The 20101-nt window shown below is 55.6% G+C and carries 13 protein-coding genes and 1 pseudogene; 9 read left to right on the top strand and 5 right to left on the bottom strand.

The window, feature by feature from the left end:
- Window positions 1–70: 70 nt before the first annotated feature.
- The 5 genes from NTD89_RS05575 to NTD89_RS05550 form a co-directional block, all read right to left on the bottom strand.
- Complete coding sequence (locus NTD89_RS05575; protein ID WP_262206691.1) at window positions 71–1171, bottom strand: low temperature requirement protein A; 1101 nt, start codon at window positions 1169–1171, stop codon at window positions 71–73.
- A gap of 98 nt (window positions 1172–1269) precedes the next feature.
- On the bottom strand, window positions 1270–1809 hold the full coding sequence (locus NTD89_RS05570; protein ID WP_078047886.1) for a DsbA family protein: 540 nt from the start codon (window positions 1807–1809) through the stop codon (window positions 1270–1272).
- Window positions 1810–1820: 11 nt separating this feature from the next.
- Window positions 1821–2363, bottom strand: coding sequence for a redoxin domain-containing protein (locus tag NTD89_RS05565; protein WP_078047885.1), 543 nt, complete (start codon window positions 2361–2363; stop codon window positions 1821–1823).
- Between the two features lie 512 nt (window positions 2364–2875).
- A complete protein-coding gene (locus tag NTD89_RS05555; RefSeq protein ID WP_262206690.1) occupies window positions 2876–5116 on the bottom strand; it encodes a putative bifunctional diguanylate cyclase/phosphodiesterase in 2241 nt (746 codons plus the stop codon).
- Between the two features lie 683 nt (window positions 5117–5799).
- Complete coding sequence (locus NTD89_RS05550; protein WP_262206689.1) at window positions 5800–6111, bottom strand: hypothetical protein; 312 nt, start codon at window positions 6109–6111, stop codon at window positions 5800–5802.
- 519 nt (window positions 6112–6630) lie between these two features.
- Between NTD89_RS05550 and NTD89_RS05545 the strand changes: the two genes are divergently transcribed.
- The 9 genes and pseudogenes from NTD89_RS05545 (at window position 6631) to NTD89_RS05505 (ending at window position 20068) form a co-directional block, all read left to right on the top strand.
- The gene (locus NTD89_RS05545) at window positions 6631–6846 is read left to right on the top strand and encodes a hypothetical protein (RefSeq protein WP_046036385.1); all 216 of its coding nucleotides are present in this window, start codon (window positions 6631–6633) and stop codon (window positions 6844–6846) included.
- A gap of 201 nt (window positions 6847–7047) precedes the next feature.
- Window positions 7048–7338 (top strand): type II toxin-antitoxin system ParD family antitoxin, encoded by a 291-nt coding sequence (locus NTD89_RS05540; protein WP_046036276.1) that lies wholly within the window; start codon window positions 7048–7050, stop codon window positions 7336–7338.
- A 2-nt stretch (window positions 7339–7340) separates the two neighbouring features.
- The gene (locus NTD89_RS05535) at window positions 7341–7697 is read left to right on the top strand and encodes a type II toxin-antitoxin system RelE/ParE family toxin (RefSeq protein WP_046036275.1); all 357 of its coding nucleotides are present in this window, start codon (window positions 7341–7343) and stop codon (window positions 7695–7697) included.
- A gap of 1250 nt (window positions 7698–8947) precedes the next feature.
- Complete coding sequence (locus NTD89_RS05530; protein WP_262206688.1) at window positions 8948–11566, top strand: PD-(D/E)XK nuclease family protein; 2619 nt, start codon at window positions 8948–8950, stop codon at window positions 11564–11566.
- Window positions 11563–14739, top strand: a complete 3177-nt coding sequence (locus NTD89_RS05525) for a UvrD-helicase domain-containing protein (RefSeq protein ID WP_262206687.1) — start codon at window positions 11563–11565, stop codon at window positions 14737–14739. The genes NTD89_RS05530 and NTD89_RS05525 overlap by 4 nt, the downstream gene beginning before the upstream one ends.
- 55 nt (window positions 14740–14794) lie before the next feature.
- On the top strand, window positions 14795–16006 hold the full coding sequence (locus NTD89_RS05520) for a phospholipase D family protein (protein WP_262206686.1): 1212 nt from the start codon (window positions 14795–14797) through the stop codon (window positions 16004–16006).
- 433 nt (window positions 16007–16439) lie between these two features.
- Entirely contained in the window at window positions 16440–17465 is a 1026-nt protein-coding gene (locus tag NTD89_RS05515; RefSeq protein ID WP_262206685.1) for a hypothetical protein, read from the top strand.
- 601 nt (window positions 17466–18066) lie between these two features.
- Window positions 18067–18243: pseudogene (locus NTD89_RS05510) on the top strand (transposase); the annotation flags it as partial.
- A gap of 109 nt (window positions 18244–18352) precedes the next feature.
- Window positions 18353–20068, top strand: coding sequence for a DUF6119 family protein (locus NTD89_RS05505; protein WP_262206684.1), 1716 nt, complete (start codon window positions 18353–18355; stop codon window positions 20066–20068).
- Window positions 20069–20101 lie beyond the last annotated feature (33 nt).

Raw genomic sequence — 20101 nt, 5'->3', positions numbered from 1 at the left:
GTGGGCAGCATATAACCGCAAGTCAGCCGCTTGCTCACTTGGTCCCACCCTCTGGTCTGATAATAATGATTCAACGATATCTGAAATTTAGAAAAACATAAGAGATCATGGTTGCTGTCAGGCCGACCAATATGTACTCGACGCGGGGTAAAAACACGACTAACCCGCCCAAAGAAAACACTATCAACGTGTTTTGTAGTATGTATTTCCTTATTCTACTCACGGCTATGAAATAGCCATATTGCTTACCTAGGAAAAACAAGGCCATGCCGGTGATCGACATAATCTGAAAATCGCGTATCGCAATGTCGTTCAGGATCGCATGCCTAATCAAATTCGCCAGAAGTGCCAGCCCCATAAAAAGAAAAAGGTGCGAGTAGATTAAGGCGTGCCCACTCATACTGCTTTGATGTTTGTTCAATAAGTAAAAACTATCAAAATAGATCCACCAGATACTGCAAATCATGATAAATCCGGTGATGGCCGCCATCACATTATAATAACCCCATTGAATGTTAGACAAGCCTCCGGAAAGGCTAATAATTGACTCCCCCAATAAGATTAGGGTGAGTAGGCCTATGCGCTCAACCATATGTTCCGTGTGTGCTGGCAACGGCTTTAGTTTAGTCCAGAAAAACACAGGAAACAGAATATCAAGAACAATCCCAATATAAGCAACAAGATAACGCAAGGGCGGGTCAAAAATAACGGATGAAAGACTAATAACTGCGCTAACTAATAGGGCGAAACCAAGCCTTGAGGAAAGTTCGCCGCGAGAATCGAGTTTACTAATGGATGAAATGTACATAACACTGATGATCGCTCGTATACCAAAATAGCAGGCAATAATAAGCGGGTAGTTCACTTCCAGGTCTTCCCCAATCCGTGCCGATAGCACAATGAGCAGGAGCATTATGAATAATGTTGCCAAACGGTGAAGATTACTGTCTGTATCGAACCTGTTGGAGTAAATCGTGTGACTGGACCAGATCCACCACAACGGTACAAAAAGCAGTAAGAATGTCCATAATTGCTTATGTTCAAAGTGGCCGTCATGAACATGTCCGAGAGTGTGCGTAACCTGGCCTATCGTAACAACGAAAGTCAGGTCAAAAAACAACTCCAACCATGTGGCGTGTCGATTTTCTTCATAATACTTCAAAGATTTCATTAGTTGCCGGCTCCGTGTCCACCTCTTTAATGTAAAAGGAAGCTAACGTTGGTTTTTCCTCGGCTCCGATGTGGGTGATGTTAAGCCGATTTGGCTCTCTAGCGATTTCGTCCACGCACTAACAAAAGTTCAATCATCTGACTCATCCCGATGAACTCTGGAACTCCGTCATAGCGAAGCCCGTCAATGTAAAACGCTGGGGTGCCATTCACGCCGCTGCGTACACCGCCATTGAAATCGGCTTGTATTTTGGGAATGTAAGTATCCTCTTGCATTGCAAGATCGAATTCCTCCTTGGGAAGGCCGTGTTTGAGAACGATGGCGCGATACAGCGGCAGGCCCAATCGATCCTGATTTTCGTACAATTCGTCGTGGGCCTCCCAGAAGAATCCTCGACTCCCGGCATACTCAGCGGTGACCGCTGCACCCAATGCATGGGGGTGAGCGGTGGTCAGAGGGAAGTTACGGAACACAAACAGCAAGTCATCGCGAAAATGCTGTTGCAGATTCTTGACCATCCAATAAGCTTCACCGCAATAGGGACATTCATAGTCGCCAAATTCCACCAAGGTGACCTTGGCATGCGCACTTCCCTGGCGATGGTCGTTGGCACTTACCGGGACTTTGAGAGTGGCCATGTAATCACCTGTTAATTTTTGGTTGGCGTGCTTTGTGGCGAATTCACCAGAGCATCCAGCGCATCCAGAATGCCGTCCGCCCCAGGGTTGATTGCCATTGGTGAGACGTAGCTCCAGGCGACCACCCCCTCCTTGTCAATCACGAACAGTGCCCTCTTACAAACTCCGAGCTGGGACTCGTACGCTCCATACTGTCGTGCCACCGCCCCTTTGGGCTCGAAATCGGCCAGCAGGCTGAAGTGGAAATTTCGATCTTTGGCAAAGGCCTGATGACACCAGGCGCTGTCAACCGAGATACCCAATAGCACCGCACCATATTCTCTGAAGGTGGGTAACAACTGGTTGTACAAGGTCAGTTGGTCACCACACACCGAAGTCCAGTCAGCGGGATAAAACGCCAGTATCACGGGATTTCCCTTTAGCTCACGCAGCGACAACTGTTGATCAGGGGTTGCGTGAAGAGTGAAGTCGGGCGCGACAGTGCCGGCCGGCAGCGGACCCTGAACCAGGTCGCCATTGGTTTTTTGTGCATCATCTAACTCTGAAGTATTCATTGCTTGAACCTTGACAGATGGGTGGTTGGGACGTGCTCAGTGGGATACGACGTGCCCGGCGGGATAACTCCATCCACCATCAAGGGGAAAAAAAAGACAACGCTGCCTCGATCTCAGCCTGAGCCTGAGTAATTTCGGCAGCGAAACGTTTACGTTCCGCATCAAGGAACACAAGAAGATCCGCCGTGTAATCGCGGAATTGGATTAGGCCAGGTTGGCAGGGGAATGGTCGGATTCGCTCTGGCTCACCAATGACTATAGTCGTTGATGACGCTTACCGTAGTAACTGAACGAATTTTCTGTACCCTCCAGTGCCAACAACAGTCACGCGCTTAATGCGTCCACGGCCAGGCGTGTTGAGCAGAGCTTGGGTCTAAAGCGCTCAGTTTCCCAAACGCTTCTGGACCCGGCAAAAGATCTGAAGCGCTCAACAGGAACGCTCCAGGACCGAAGTGGCAACTGAAGTGTGGTTCAGGGCAACCGGACTCGTTCGAATCTGAAGATTCGCCTTTTCAAACTTCGGAACAGACAAGATCGGGCGTCAGGGACCGGGACGCGCGAAGGCTTAGGAAGGCTTCGAGGTCAGCATAGGGCATCGGTTTAGCAAAGTAATACCCCTGAAAAACATCGCAGCGACCGCCCTTGAGAAAATCCACTTGAGACTTGGTTTCCACACCTTCGGCGACCACCGTCAGGCTGAGGTGATGGGCCATGGAAATAATGCCTTGGGTGATCGCGGCATCGTGATGGTCGGTAGCGATATCCCGGATGAAAGAACGGTCAATCTTGATTTTGTCGATGGGTAAGCGCTTGAGGTAGCTGAGGCTGGAATAACCGGTGCCGAAATCATCGAGCGCAATGCGTACACCTAGAGCCTTGAGCTGGTGCAACGTGTCGATCGCCTGCTCAACGTTATGCAACAGGAGCGACTCGGTAATCTCCAGTTCCAACTGCCCGGCGCTAAGTTCGTACCTGTTTAGCACTGCCTGTATACACTCGACGAACTGCCCACGCTGGAAATGCATCGGCGAAATATTCACGGCCATCGAGATGCCTGTGATGCCCTGCTCGCCCAGTTGACGCAACTGCGCGCAGGCCGTATCGAGTACCCAAAGGCTCAGCGGGATGATCTGACCACTGTCTTCAGCCACTGTTACAAACACCGCTGGTGAGATAAATCCCTTTTCCGGATGCTCCCAGCGCAGCAAGGCTTCGATCCCGACCACCTGCCCCGTGCGTGCGTCTATCTGCGGTTGATAATGCAGCTGGAAGGATTGAGTTTCGATAGCCTTTTGCAAGTCATTGCGCAGGCTCGCGTGCTCGCAAAAACGTTGATTGAGGTCGCTGGTGTACCACTGAAAGTTGTTGCGCCCTTCCTGCTTGGCTTTGTACATGGCCATGTCCGCCTGCTGAATCAGTTGCATCGGCTGCTCGATGTAACCATCGCTCAGGGTGATGCCGACGCTTGCACTCACATGCAGGTCAATACCCTGGATGCAGTAGGGTCTGGCAATGCTCGCCATCAGGCGCTCGGCTACGGGTACAACGTCCTCGTCACGCAGCAGGTCAGGCAGGAGCACAATGAATTCGTCACCGCCCATGCGCACGATGGTGTCACCGGGACGAACTTGCTGGGTCATACGTTGCGCCACTTCGATCAGCACCTGATCGCCAAAGAAATGCCCGATCGAATCGTTGATGGATTTGAATCCATCCAGATCAATGCACATCACCGCGAGCCGCCGATTACGCCGACGACTGATGTGGCAATCCAGAACCAGTCGCTCTTCAAGCGAAACACGGTTAAGCAAACCGGTAAGCCGGTCATGGCTGGCATTGAAGCTCAATTCGCGTTCGAAATTTTTCTGTGCGCTGATGTCCCGGGCAATGCCGAATACTCCCACAATCTCTCCGTTGACCATGATGGGCAGGTTGGAGATATCCATGGTCAACAGTTGCTCACTTTCGTCGCGAAGCTGTGCCTCGAAGCGCTGAGGCGCTCCGGCACGGGCTGCGCAAAAATGCTGACTAACCCGTTGCAGATCCTCATCGAGAACCAGATGGGAAAAGTGATGACCAATGAAATTGACGGCCGTGTGCGGTTTCAGCTTCAGGCCTGCAGGATTGACGCTCTGGATGTTGCCGGCCAGATCGAGGGCGAACACCGGGTTGGGGTTATAGGTGAACAATGAACGAAAACGTTGTTCGCTCTCCTCCAATCGCCGACCGTCACGCTCATGACGGATCGCAATGACGGCCAGTTGCGCGGCAAAAACCAGTTGTTGAATCTGCGCCTCGTCCGGCGCATGGATGCTCTTTTGGTACAGGGCAAATGTCCCCAACACCGTTCCTTGATGGGAGAGCAAGGGGACAGACCAGCAGGAATGCAGGTTATGCCCCAGCGCCAAGCTGCGGAAACGGTCCCAGTTCGGGTCCCGGGCGATGTCTTCAGTGACCACAAGCTCGCGCCGGAACGCCGCGGTGCCGCAGGTCCCTTCCTGCGGACCAATGGCCATGCCATCTATCGCCTCGCTGTACTCGGTCGGCAGGCCGGGTGCCGCGCCGTTAAGCAAGTGTTTGCCCTCGGCATCCGCCAGCAAGATAGAGCAGTAGGTTTCGGGAGTCTGTGTGTCGAGCATCTGGCAGATGGCGCAGAGTACATCGCCCAGATGCTGATCGGTCGCAATCATGCCGAGAATGTCACGTTGCGATTGGTGGAAGGTCTTGCTCTGAAAACTTGGACGAGGATTCATGGTGATTCCTGAAGACTCTCGATTCGTCCGGTCTTCAGAGAGCCAGAAACAGTAGCGGGCCGATCACTGTCCACTTGTGCGTCGGATATACAGTCTATAGAGCGTCGCCCCGTTAAAAACAGACTCAGATCTAACAAAAAAAGCAGGATCACATTGTTGCCGTCTGGCTGACTTCGCTGTCTCGACTTTTGGAAATCCGCCCTTTTACGGACGTTCACGACACCGCAGGTGGCCACATCGAACGCTGCGATTTTCAAGCCTGATTGTTCACCCGTGGCTACGGCGTGGGCGATGCCAAGACGACGCCGCACCCTAGCGATTTCGTCCGTGCCCTACAGACCGCTCTACTGGAGTCCCGTCATACTCCCTATGGCCGAAAGCAGTCATTTGTGGACGGCAGCTATCGGCCAGAAGCGGTCACTCGGCGTGTCTACGAAATTAGGGGCGATTCAGCCTTACTGAGCGGGTCGAGAAAGGTCGCTGGCCGGAAGGCGATTTGCTGGACGCGTTCCGCGTGTGGCGTGACCAGGAAAATACGTCGAACGCCGTTCCTGGGCGAGAGCTATGATTGAGTAGGAAGTCGATCGTTTCCTCTATTTCGACGTCGAGTGCCTCCAGGGCGCCGGGACAGAAGCCGAAGGCATTGCGCTTGCTCAGCGATAAGCGCCGGGGAACCATTCAGATCATTTCAGACGGAAAATCGCGTCAATAACATCATCCAGCGGCTTCTCTCCGTGTGTATTTTTACCCACAAAATGTGCCGTAAAGCTGACACGCCCCCCCTCTTTCTGGAAGAAAAAATACTGCGGTTCTACTGGAACTGGAGGATTTGGGATAGGCGCATATGTACACAGCTCAACTCCATCTAGCACAACAGTTGCACCCGACTTGAGGCAAATTTGATATGTCCCTTTAGGCCCCACAACTTCAATTTTCGGATTTTCGCTACTCATAACTTTTCCCTTCCCAATATTTGTTTTAAAAGAAACATACATCGAACGCCGTTCCTTGAGTATGGCACTAGATTATCAACTTCGTAATGCACCACGGCGTGACAGGGGCTCAGGCAGAACGGGCAAACCGTAGTGCCGTCGCGCCTCAGCGTTGGACTCCTCGATCGTGATCTCGCCTCCAAGGAATAGGGTCTGCAGCTTGAGCAGAAGTTCAGTAGGTCGAATGCCTTCCAGTGCGGACGTGGCCCGCGCATAACGCACGGCTTCGATTCGCTGGGGTTGCTGGTGATCGCCACCGAAAATGAGGACATCTACATGATGCTGAAGTACCTCGGTAAGCGTCTGCCGATGTCACCTTGCACACCCAGGCTGACCGTCCTACGTTAGCGGAAGCGGCTTGGGTGACGTCAGCTTTTGGCCGTCTGCTGCCTGTCGCAACGGCAGTTTTTGGCGAATGCTGACCCTCACTCTAAACCGTTTCATTCACTTAACTCACGGGAGGCTCGGGACATCCGCCTCCCCCGCTGCTACGCTTTCGGCTCCTTCATTGGAGTCGAAACAATACCCACTGAATATTCACTGCCTGATGTCCTTGAGCGTCTGTACCAAAACCAGTTCGCCTTAGAGGCGGCGGTGATGGAGTTGACGTTGTGGATTGAGCGCAAGGGTACGACGGACACAGGCGACAATATCCGCGGCGCGCTACAAACGATTGGAGAGAACGCCGGACACATCAAACAAGGCTTGGCAAAACTGAAGGCCCGAGGCCCACACTAATTAAGCTGTCCACGACGTCCTGCATGCGACAACCTTGCTTGGACTTTGTGCGCATACAGTCCGGGCCATCTGTTCGGCGCAAAGGATGACCCCACACTTTACAGTTCGTCAGATACAAATCCCAAACTCCCTGAGTTTATGTAAAATGGCATAATATGCCAACGATCGAAACAATATGTTTGCCCAGAGTTGGAGCTAATGATGGCGACGCGAAACGTTGTGCTCACCCCTCACCAAGAACAGGTTATCCAAGACCTGGTCCAGTCCGGCCGTTATCAAAATGCCAGCGAAGTGATGCGAGAAGGTTTGCGTTTACTGGAGCAGCGCGTCGCCGAAGACACTGCCAAAATTGAGGCGCTGCGTCTGGCGACCTCGATCGGCATCATGGATCTTGAACACGGGCGCTTTACTCAATTGAACGAAGGGCATCTGGAGCTTTACCTAGAGGGCTTGAGCCTGGAGGCCACCACTCTCGCGAGCGAGAAACACTGAGCATGCCGCAGTATCGGATTTCCAACGCGGCGCGCGCCGACATTGTCGACATCCTCAGGCTCTCCCAGACGCAGTTCGGCGATCAAGCACGGCAGCGCTACCAGGCGCTGATACTCACGGCGTTGCAAGCTCTTGCCAGCACTCCTTATTGCATTGGCAGCCACGACCGTGATGAGCTTGCACCGGGCCTTCGCAGCTATCACCTCACCTATTCACGCCAGCAGGTCAAACACCCCCATGGGAGGGTCAAAAGCCCACGCCATATCGTGTTCTATCGTGTGGCAAATGACGCCCTGATCGAGGTCGTCCGACTCCTTCATGACGCCATGGAAGTGCAGTTGCACTTGCCGAACGACTGATCACCGACCGGGCACAACAGTTTAACCGGCCATGAACAGCAAAGGTAGGCGCCCCCTCTACATCGCAACCTGAGCCCCTCCCCCGCTGCCAGCCGATTCGGCGGCCAATTGAAGCACGATGCTCTGGCCCCGACCGGAATATCGAGATCCACGACAAGAAACACGATGTTCAATTTTGCCCACCGCTTTCAATGCTGAACAACCGCTTCGTAGGCGTTTTCCGTGCCTAGGCGCCTCGCATTACGCTGCAACTGCCGATGGACATGCGGATCAACGTCCCTAGCATCCAGAGCCCTGGCAACATCACGCAGAGCACGAGCATCTCTGGAGTCAATTTCAGGATAGGTGCAGAGAGAAAGACCCAACAACACCATTTAAGGATATCGACTCATTACCCATATCCTCTTCCGGACGAGCAAGGGTTTGCCAGATACGGGTTGCTAATCCAGTATACGGAGGCGCACTGAATACCAGCCAAAGCCACCCAAGTCCGTGCCAGAAATCGCCATTCGCGATCGCTCGAACACTACGCGCAACTGGGGGCATAACTGGGGGCATAATTCGTTTTTTTCAGGCTGCGACTACCGTGCTAGAGCCCAGTCAAAATGTTTTTTGGCGACCCTGAGAGTCTTTAGGCGTTGTCGGGCAGGCTGTTTAGCTGATCATTTCTACCTTTCCACAAACCATGGAGTTCCATTTACTTCCGGTAGATTGCAACATTGGGGGCACATCTGAGGGCATACGTTGGATGGTTTGAAAAGGATGCCCCCAGCCTGAAGTCCAACAGCTCCCTTCTAGAAAAGTCCCCCGTTGTTGTTCCCACACACCGCGGTGTGAAGGTAGGCCGATGAGATGCTCTTCTCTGCCCAAGTGCGTGAGCAACCGAGTCATACCTCCTGTGCAATTAATATTTCAAGTGTAAGTCGCCAAGCTGAATTCAGGTATTACTCCGACGCTTTTCAAAACGCTGCCAAAAGTCGGCTGCTCACTCCAGTGGGCCAGCAGGCTTTACCAGACCTCTAGTTGGACAAAGGCTGCTAACGGTAAAGAGCAAAAATTCAGTAGGCGCAGTTCCTTGTCTACCTTGCTGCGATATCTGACACACAGGCAGTCGTGGTCTGACAGCCGCTCTCAGTAATTTTCGGTCGTACGTGATGGTTGCTTTCGGTTAGTCTTGTCGTCTAGGAGCAGGGGAACAAGATGCAATAGGACGCCTGCATTGGATTGTCGTCAAGGAAGTCAACCGTAGCATGCACATCACTTTTGGCCTTTTCTTGGATACCCGTCAAGGGCCGTCCCCGACGAACTTCTTCAACACCCCGATAGTGGGCCGCCTCGGATTCCTGTCCCTGCTGGAGACCTACCTTGGTCTAAGCGCGCCAGAAGCGTCCAAGGCCAAACGCGTGACCATCTACTCTGGCCTGCTGCGCATCCATGACAACAACTCGCGCTTCTACAGTGAGTCTCTGAAGGCCGACAGTATTGGTACGGCTGCGCGCCTCCTGGCCTGGCGTGACGAGTGGCGGCTTGGCGGTTGGGACGGGAGCGCGAATCCAGAGCATACTTCGCGAATCCAGGAGCTTGCCGCCATTGAAAAGGCAGCTCTCGAAACGCTGCCGCCCGGAGAGGCCGAGCGCTTGCACCTGGTGATACAGGCTCTGAGTGCGTCCGGCCCCGGCCCCATCAAGTCAGTTCACCTGGTTGACCCGCCCGAGGACTTCCCGCTTCTCTGGCGGCAGGTGCTCGAGCGCCTGCCAGCGGTCGAAGTCCGACTTCCCGAGCCACAGGGAGAAGGCCAACTCCGTGCGTTGCAAGAGCAAGCCCTAACCGTTCTGGCTGGACGCTCTGCGGGCAATCTGACCGTGCAGACCGACAGGAGTGTCTTGCTAGTGCACGCTCTCGCGGCCACGACCGCCGAACACTGGTTGAGCGCACAACACTCGCACCAGCCCGGCGACCGGCTGATCCTGGCTGAGGATGCTGGCGACTCGCTAGATGTGTCGCTGTCTGCGACCGGCGGGGTCAACTGCGGGTTCGAACGCCCTAGTCAGCTTCGCCCAGCCCTACAGGCACTAATCCTTGCCTTGGAAATGTGCTGGGAACCAATAGACATGAACCGACTGCTGGATTTCCTGACGCACCCAGTTGGCCCATTCAGTCGTCCTGCGAGAGGCAGGCTCGCTCGTGCTGTCGCCAAGCAGCCTGGAATTGGGAGCGAAGCCTGGACGGCGGCTAAGGCCAAGATCGCAGCGGGTGACGATGCCCAGGAAATAGCAGATGAAATTACCTTCTGGCTGGAGTCAGAGCGCTGGTCACGCACCGATGGAGTGCCGGTCGATGCACTGATTGCTCGCGTCGCCCGGATGAAGGAGGCTATGCGGCTTCGCCTTTCAGGTGAATCCGCTGATGCGGCGAGCTTCACGGCAGCGCATAGCCAATGTGCGGCCGTCCATGAAGCATTGATCGAGCTGGCTCGGCAAGGGTTGGCCACGGTGCTGCCTCGGCAAGTCGAGCAGTTGGTCGCCCACGCCACGCCCGCCGGGGCAACCAACCCCGCTGCGGTTTCCCATGTCGGCTGCATGCGCTCGACCAGCACGGCAGCCGCATGCATCGAAGCCGCTGATGAAGTGATCTGGTGGATGCCATCTACGCCTGCCCTGCCCTCACCTCTGCCTTGGTCTCCTGCCGAGGTGAATGCTCTGACTCAATTAGGTGTGCAGTTGCGAGACCCGGCGCGTGAGCTTGTATCGTTAGCACTGAAGTGGCTGCGGCCACTACTTGCTGCGAGAAAAAGATTCATCATCGTCTACCCTCCCCCCGGTTCAGAAGTACATCCGATTCGCCAGCTTCTTAAGAAGCTCGTACCGGATATCGAGTCCGCTTCGCTTGACCTGGACATTGCACTCGACTCCACACTTCTCGGGGTAACTGCCGAGGTGCTTGCACGTCAGTCGCTGCCCGCTATTCCACGACACATCCAACTCCCTCATCCCGTGCAGCTCGGCGACGCCTCACAGTCGTTTACTACGCTCAACGAGCTCTTCAATGACGCGGCCCTATTCGTTTTGAAACGAGTGGCGAAGCTAGATCCTACTTCAGTCCTGGGGGTGGATGAGGGCAACCGCCTGCTGGGCATCCTCGCTCATCGGGTGCTCGAGAAACTCTTCGCGCACAACGATGCCCTGAGTTGGTCAAACGCCGATGCCGTTGCCTGGTTCCGCGCCGAAGCCGACTCGCTCTTGCTGACTGAAGGCGCTGTACTACTCATGCAGGGCGCGGGGGTAACGCAGCAACACTTCCGGAAGGTTTGCGAACGAGCCATAGGTAGTCTCCTCGATCACCTCAGGCTCGCAGGTGCCATTCAGGTTCAGACTGAGGTGGAGTTCAGAGGAACCTTGGGAGCAGTTCCGCTGATCGGCAAAATTGATCTCTTGGTCACGCTTGGTGACAAGCGAACTGTCGCCGTGGACATAAAGTGGAGAGGCGATACCTACTACGCCGGGCTGCTTCGCTCTGGTGAGCACCTACAGTTGGCGCTCTATTCCAGCCTCATAGAGCAAACAAGCGGTGTCGCACCCGCCGCGCTTGGCTATTTCATCCTGGAAAGCGGGGGATTGTACATCACCGCTGCCGACATTTTCCCAAAAGCGCAAGTCAGAAGACCGCCCGACGGCGTAACCGTCTCCAACCTACTAGACCGTGCCCGCACCACGTGGGAGTGGCGCAAGCAGCAGTTGGATGCGGGGACCATCGAAGTCGTTCCGGAAGATCCGAGTGACGAGTTCCAAGGCCCTGAGGGGACCCTTCCGGTCAACGGTCCAAACAAATGGGACCGAGACCACCTTATCTTGCTGGGAGGCTGGAAATGATGAACAACATAGAATTCATCAGTGCAGGCGCCGGCAGTGGCAAGACCTACAAGCTGACCGAAACACTCGCTCAAGCTCTCGAATCGGGCACAGCGCGCCCTCACGCCATATTGGCCACGACCTTCACCGTGAAGGCCGCTACCGAACTGCGCGAACGCGCCCGCTCCTGGCTGCTTGAAAATGGACGTATCGACCTGGCCACAGCTATCGGCCAGGCCCGCTTGGGCACCGTCAATAGCGTTTGCGGCCAGATGCTCAAGCGGTTCTGCTTTGAGCTGGGCCTGTCTCCCGATCAGACTGTATTGGGCGAAGGTCAATCCAAGAGACTGCTCAAAGCTACACTTGCCGAGTCGATGGAAGCCGACGCTCAAACGGAGCTTGTTCGGCTCACAGAGCGGTTCGGCATCGAGCAGGCGGACTGGTCCAAGACTGTTGAGGCTGTCGTTAAGGCCGCGCTCGACAACGATATTGGACCGGAGGAGCTTCGAGTGATGGGTTCCCAGAACGCGGACGCGATGCTCACGAATTGGCCTGCTCCGGCTACGGGGCTGGACCCAACCGAAGCATTGGCGACTGCGCTGGCCGAAGCACACAAGGGGGTAGCGGCATACGTAGAACAGCAGCAAGCTGTCGATGCCAAAGTTGCAGACAACCTATTAAAAGGCCTAGAGGGACTCCAGAAGCTAGATCGACTCTTCCGTGAAGGCCGATGGTGCTGGCCCGACTGGATCGGCGCAGCCGGATTTGACGCTGGCGCCAAGGTCAGAGATATCGTGGCGCCAGTCAAATCCGCAGCGCAGGTCCACGAGTCTCACCCGGCCTTTCATGCCGAAGTCCGCCAGTACCTTGACCAGATATTCAACCTCGCCGCCGACGTTCTCAATGCCTACGAGCAGGCTAAGAAGGCGCTGGGTGCCGTTGACTTCAGCGACCAAGAGGTGTTGCTGCTACGTGCGTTGAGAACAAAGCCATCTGTTCGGGAAGTCTTGGCGGCAGAACTGGATCTCATCATGGTTGATGAGTTCCAGGACACCAGCCCTCTCCAGCTAGCGCTTTTCATCGAGCTGGCCAAGCTGGCTAAGAAGTCGGTGTGGGTCGGCGACCCCAAGCAGGCTATCTATGGCTTCCGCGGAACTGACGCAAGCCTCATTTCCGGCGTTCTCAACGCCATCAAGGGCTGGGGCGGAATCGTAGGGAAGGCCCTGGACACCTCCAGGCGCTCCAACGAAAGCCTGGTCTCGCTCACTAATGGTCTATTCATCTCTGCGTTCGAGCCTGAGCTGACGCCCGAACAGGTTCGGTTGCAGCCACTGCGCAAGGACATTCCGGACCAGCCCGCGCTGTTGAACTGGAACTTCGAGAGCAGCCGAAACGACTCGGATTACCTATGTCTTGGCCAGGCCATCCGCGAGCTGTTGGAGTCCGGGGTCAAGGTCGAAGACAAGGACACCGAGGAGCTCCGTCCGATTCAGGCCGGCGATATCGGAGTGCTTTGTCGCTACAACGACCAGGTCGAATATTCCGTTACGTCGCTCACCCGCTGGGGCATCCCGTCAGCCAGCCCACGCTCCGGTTTATTGGGAACTGCCGAAGCCATCTATGTCATGGCCTGTCTGAGGCGCATGAACGACCCAACCGACACCGTCGCCACGGCGCTGGTACTAACCCTGGCCGATGGCACTCCGATCGAGACCTGGCTTGCAGACAGGCTGCAATACCTAGCCACCGATGGGGTGAGGTCACACGAGTGGCTGACGAAGGGTGACGGCGCCCATCCGCTACTGGCCCGATTGGAAGAGCTGCGTCCAACGCTAATGGCTTTGACGCCACAGGAAGTACTGCGACTTGCTGCTGCCGAGTCCCAAGTAGTGCGGCGGGTCGGCGAATGGTCCACCTCCCCTCACGAGAGCCGCAATAGGCTGTCCAATGTCGAGGCACTGGTCGAGCTCGGAAAGACTTTCGAGGACGAGTGTGTCGCCGCGAAGCGACCGGCGACCGTCAGCGGCATGCTTCGTTGGCTAGACGAACTCGCCAGCGCAGAGGACGATAACCGGGCCATTTCAGAAGACAACTCGGTCTCAGTCCTCACCTATCACGGGGCCAAGGGGCTGGAGTGGCCAATCGTCGTGCTGACAAGCCTCGATGCGACAGCACGCAGTTCACTTTGGGGCGTGCGCGCGAGGACAGTTGGGGGTTTCGATCCGCAGCAGCCGCTCGCCAACCGCTTCGTACACTGCTGGCTGAAGACCTGGGGCAAGCGGTCCCAGCCCCAAGCCGCACTCAATGCCGAAGCCAGCGTAACTGGCCAAGCCATGCAGGCAGAGGCCTTGGCGGAGAACAAGCGTCTGCTATATGTGGGCCTGACCCGCGCACGTGACATGAACGTCGCACTATCTTTCGTACGCAGGTCAGGGCCGGGCCGCGCCTGGGTCGGCGAGATTAAAGGTGCAGCCGAGCTGTTGTTCGGTGACTCAGAAATAATAACGACTTCCGAAGGCAAGCAGCTTTCCAGGCTATCTAAGTCCTGGAACAAGGATGAGTGCTCAACGGAGCCACCTGCCAAAGCCTCCGAGGCTTGCCACTGGTTTACAACTCGTCCGCGCGTGCAGGCCGAACCTTTGTGGCACCGACCGAGTTCTGCTTCGGGCGGTGCATTCACGGTTGTCGAGACCGACGCCGTCGGAGTTCGGCTAAGCCTAGCAGGCAAGCCCGACATGGCATCGCTGGGCACGGCGCTTCACCTGTGTATCGCACGCGCCGTCGTGCTTGGCGGTATTTCTCCCCCTGACGTCGAGGGCATTCTGAAGACCTGGGCCGTGGCTGGTTCTGTAGATAAGGATGCCGTGTGCACCCAGACCTCAGCGTTCCAAGCTTGGATAGCCAAGCGCTGGCCCGACTGTCCCGTTTACGTCGAGGTACCCATCGAAGCAGATGGCCCGAACGGCACTCGTATCAGGGGCCGCATCGATTTGCTGGTGGAGTTGCCAGACGGCTGGATTCTCCTGGACCACAAGTCGAACCCCGGAAGCTCAGCCAGAGACGAGGACCTGGTGGCCGAGCACGGCCCCCAGCTCGAGTCCTACGGTCATGCCCTTCTCAACGCAACCGGCAAGCCCGTGAGCGAGCGATGGCTCTACATGCCGGTCGCTGCACGAGCAGTCCGCCTCTCCTGACGTTTCCCAGAAGCGCACCGGACTTAGTTCAATAGAAGCACGAGGAAAAGCAGAGATGGATGTGAAGTTCCTGTCGGCTTCGCAGACGCAGTCGACACTCATAGCGCTGGTTGAGAACTGCGAGTCGATGCAATGGGCAGTAGCCTGGACTACCGAGAACGCGGTCTTCGAGGCAGCGATGAAAGACAGCTCGAAGTTCGAGCACTTCGTTGTCGGCACTCATATGTTCCAGACGCAACCCGAGGTGCTTGAGCGGGCTGCAGCGCTAGCGGCCGCAGCCGTCGTTCCTCCTACGGGTGATCTGTTCCACCCGAAGGTCTACCTGTTTCGTAACGGGCAACGCATACGCTGCGTGGTCGGGAGCCCGAATCTCACGAAGGCGGCGATGAGCCGAAACGTCGAGGCGAGCGTGCTGCTTGATGGCTCGCTCGACGATGCAGCGCTAGTAGACCTCAGTCGCTTCGTCGCAGAAGCGTGGAAAGGGGCGGAGGACATCTCTCACGAGTTCCTCTTTCGGTACCGTCACCAGTACGCAGCTAAGACGGCTGCGCGACAGGAACTGATCAAGTTCGCTGACGTTCGGCCACCTTCTAAGCTGAATAACAAGCGAGCGCCACATGACATGAGCTGGGCGGACTACCTCGTGCAGGTCCGAAGCTCATCACACCCGTCTGCGCACCTGTTTAAGGAGCGCTTGGGCGTTCTGACAAAGGCTCGCGCCCTTTTCGCGACTGGCATACCCTACGCGAAGTGGAACAAGGACGACCGCAAGCTGGTCGCCGGCACTCTCGGGCGCAAGAAGTCTCAGCAGCCAGGCGTGGACTACGGGCTTTTCGGGAGCATGGGCGCAAGTGGGACGTTCGCGAACCTGGTCATCGAAGCGCCCACAGGTCTCTCCCACGCCCTCGATTTCATCCCCCTGATGGGCGCGGTCACGCAGGACGACTACGACCGCTACTGCAAAGCGTTCAGAGCAGCCTTCGATCAGGACGGGCGAGTCGGCGGACTACCGACCGCGACTAGGCTCTTGGCGATGAAGCGGCCTGACGCATTCGTGTGCATCGATTCGGCCAACCGAAAGGACTTGTGCGAAAACTTCGGTGTCAGCCCGAGCACAACGAACCTGGAGAACTACTGGCAGCGCATCATTGAGCCGATGCACGGTGATCCGTGGTGGAGACATCCGCAGCCGAGCAATGCGGCTGACGCCGAAATCTGGTTGGGACGCGCAGCGCTTCTGGACGCCATCTACTACACGCCCCGTTGAGCCTGCAGCTCTTCGACTTCCTGCGGACGCAGGACACGTCCATCCCCTCTTGAAACCGCCGAGGTTCACCGATGGTGAAGAAGTCGCTGACTTGGTCATCGTCAAAAAAATCTACATCCTGGCAGTGCAGGCCAAGAACTGATTGCTGGCAAATTTTTTGCCCCGCTAAAAGGTGGCAGTGAATCGGTGCGCTATGTTGGGCATCACGTCGTTCTTCCGCGGAGACAACGACGGCAGGCCGCAGTGGAGCAGTTCAAGGCCTGGTTATTCAAAGACCTGCAATCGTGAGCTAAGCAGGCTTGAGGCGGACATTGCCCTAGCGCCATAGATGGTACAGCCGGCTTTCCACTCTTCGTAACAGAAGGCAAACTGCAAAATAATTCTGAATCGCCATCATTGCGCCCGCTGATCGCGGAGCTAAGGAAGAGCACAAATGCTTTACGAGTTGACCATACCGGCTCTCGCTAGCAGTCGTCGCGTACCGATAGAACGCCCCGATGCATTAGGCATCAGCGAGAAGTACATCGAGGAGTTTCTGGCGTCACACCTCGTGGAGTTGATCCCAGAAGAGCAGCTTATGCTGCTAGCCCAGGAACGACAGTTCCAAGAAGAGGCTGATATTCTGGCCCTCGACCGCAAGGGCACCCTTTTTATATTCGAGCTGAAGCGGTGGCAATCCAGTGCCGAGAACTTGCTTCAAGTCATGCGCTACGGGCAAAAATTCGGGCGCTATACCTATGTACAACTGGAAGCGATGGTCCAGAGCCAACAGCGCCTAGAGGGTGCCTTGAGTACGCGTCATCAAGAGTATTTTGGGCTTGAGGCTCCTCTCAAGGAGCAAGAGTTCAATCAAGACCAGCGATTCGTCGTCGTCACGAATGGTGTCGACCGTGACACTCTGGAGGCGATTCAGTATTGGTCGAAAAAGGGTGTCCACATCGACAGCCTGACGTACAAGCTGTATCAGGTGGCGGGCAACCCATTCATCCAGTTCGACACCTACAACCCCGAGCTAGACCTGTTGATGGAGGTCAACCCGGGCATCTTCATCGTCAACACCAACCGCACCTACATGGACGACGCCTGGCGCGACATGCTTGGCGATGGAAAGAAAGGTAAGGCGGCCGCCTACTACGACCGCAAAAATGCGGTTCGACGCATTAGCAAAGGGTCCACTGTATTCCTTTACCACACCGGCGTAGGGGTGATCGCCAAAGGTAAGGCAACCGGGGGGGTGCAGATCACCGATTACAGCGGGGATGCGGACGAGAAATTCTTCGTCCCACTTCAATTTGAGTGGGCTCTACCTTCTCCCGATACCTGGTCCTCCCGAGCACCCAAAGCATATGAGATCAATGCCGCAACCGGAGCCAGCAATCGCTTCCGTCAAACGGTTTTCAACGCGTCAGAAGAGATGCGAGATGCGATTCAAGCGGTGTGGGTGGCGCGCAAAGGTTGAACCAAGGCTCGACAGATCGTCCCGTACGGACGAAACATCTTGGGAAGCACTGGCCCAGACAATGTCGTCGAGTAGTACTCCCCCAGTAGAAAGTGGCCTGCTACAGGTCTTTGATTATTCAACGTGAGGAAACAGCGACACATGGACGTCACCATGATTCAGCACCCCGTCGGACCAGGCGGGATGTTCAGCGGCGACCCTGAGAGTCTTTAGGTATCGTTGGGTCTGAGGGCATGCTTTGGATGGTTTGAAAAGGATGCCCCCAGTCTAAGGTCAACTGTAAGGGGCCGGCGACCACACCTTTCCGACTCCACCGCCGAAGGCCATGGTGTTCACTAAATACGCGGGTACCATCGCCCTTAATGCTGGAGTTCGGAAGGTGACTTTGCCGAATGCTTACAAACAGAAATCGAATGCGCCACATCCTCCACCAGCGCCTTCGCTATCCCGCTCAGATAATAGCTGCCCACACCAGGTCACCTTCCTGCCCTTTACCTGTCTACTGTATCCAGGTCCTAGACTAAGTGCCTAGGGACAGCTTGTTGTGACACGGTGTCATCACCACCAGTAGATGCATAACACTTTAGCCTTATCCCACGCCCTCTTCGACAAGCCCAAGTACCGTGAGCGGAATGTCATCGAGCGCTTGTTTGGCTGGCTGAAGGAGCACCGCCGCGTGGCGACTCGCTACTGCAAGCTCGCAACAAGTTATGCAGGAATGCTCACATTGGCCCGCTGCCGGCGGTGTTTGCGACATTTCTTTTCGTACAGTTCCTAGTCACTGCGGTCTGGCCACCAGAACATCGGCACTCATTGCAATTTGACATCACTATAAGCAAGAATCGGATCCAAATGTGTCTGAATTGGTCATTTGCTAAGGAGTGGTAATGAGCAGGATTGGCGTCAACTCAATCACGGTGCGGCTACTGAAGCCGAACCTAGATCCAGAGGATGGCCTCAGCCCGAAATATGGGCCAAGCGGCGCTAAGGAGTTGAAGGGCCAAGACTGGGAGGGTGGCGGAGAAGGCATCCTCTACTACGGCCAGGTGTATGACCGAACTCCTGAATGGCTGGCCCTGCTCGAGCCCCACATATCAGATCCTCTCGGAAGCCTGCACTCCAGCGGTTCTGCAGCCATCCTCTTTTTGTACGTACAAAACCGCTGGATGGCCTTTTGTTTTGGCTATGCCCACCTCGCGCTCGAGGAAGATGCCTTCGTTCACCAATTTGGACTGAAGGTGGCGCTCAACACTGTGCCGCGAGGTAGCTTGCTTAGCCTCGATCTCGCAACTCCAGACGCGGTGACATTTCAGAAGCGGATACAAGCCAGCAAACTCTCGGATTTCAGCCAGTTTGGTATGGACACACTACGAGACCTGGCCAGGGTGGCGGGCGGTCAGCCCAGTGACGATGGATTTGCCAAGTTTGTTGCCGGCAAAGACGCGCTAAGCCTAGACGCCCCGCTGGCTCCGTCCGAGTTTCACGACAAGTGCGCGGAAATTCTGAAGGCTTATAAGTCAATCGCCTACAAACGCGATTACGCCTGGTTTGACAACGTCAGGGAGGAGACCAGTTCTGAGCGGTTGAAGATCTTGGATCGGCAGCTCTATAGCGAGATTCGTGCGATTCGCGGAGGCGCCAACAGCCTATTGCACATGTCCCCTCCAGAGATCCTTGATTACCAAGAGGGCGCAGAACTGGGGTACACCGGTTTTGGTAGCCGCAAGTGCGAGTTCACCAAGCTATCCATCACCGATTACGTGGACGAGCTAAATCGGCTGACCTGCACTCAAACGATGGAGGTCATGAAGTCCTCGCACCGGGTTCGTTCCGTGAGCCAAAAGTCTGGCGAACCGATTGGCTGGAAGGTTTATGACTGCCTGAACTGGGAGTGCACGCTAACCAAGCCGACGCGGACGCACTACGTGCTATTTGCAGGAAAATGGTACGAAATTTCCGCAACCTTCAAAGATCTGGTCGAAAAACATTTCGATAGTATTCCGGATTTCGGCATCATCGGTCGAACCTCATGTCTGAACGAAGAAGAGCTGATTGCGGACATCACTGCTAAGCGTACCGACTTGATCAAGCTAGACCGTACCAAAATCAATCCCGAGGGCGTCACTGCGGGCAACCTTGAGCCTTGTGACTTCTACTCAAACGACAAGATTTTCATCCATTTGAAGGATGGCGGTTCATCAGGGCCCATCAGCCACCTGTGGATGCAAGGTGTGGTCAGTGCTGAGGCCTTCGTGGCAGATAGCAAATTCCGCACGAAGCTGAAGGACACCGTCTCGAAGACCAAGGGAGGAAGCGCATTTTTGAAGTCACTCCCGGACGGGCGAAAATCTGACTTCAATCGTAGTGACTACACCGTAGTATACGGAATCATGCGGCCACCCTATAAAGGCGGCTCTTTGGGAATCCCGTTCTTCAGCAAAGTTAGCTTCATGGCAGCCTGTGATCGACTGCGACGCACGGGTATGAAGATCGGCAAAGAGCTGATCGAGAAAATTTCACCTACGTCAGGTGCGTCAACCAGGACGAAAAAAGCAAAGGCCGCTACTAAGGCAGGCGCCGCGAAGCCCTCCAAAGCGCCTTGAAACCCTCAATGAGCTCGCCAGTGGGCACCGCTT

This window comes from Pseudomonas sp. 14P_5.3_Bac1, from assembly GCF_025466135.1.
In the GTDB taxonomy this organism is placed as follows: domain Bacteria; phylum Pseudomonadota; class Gammaproteobacteria; order Pseudomonadales; family Pseudomonadaceae; genus Aquipseudomonas.
Note: the sequence above shows the minus strand (reverse complement) of the source record. Positions and strands in the feature narration are given on the sequence as shown.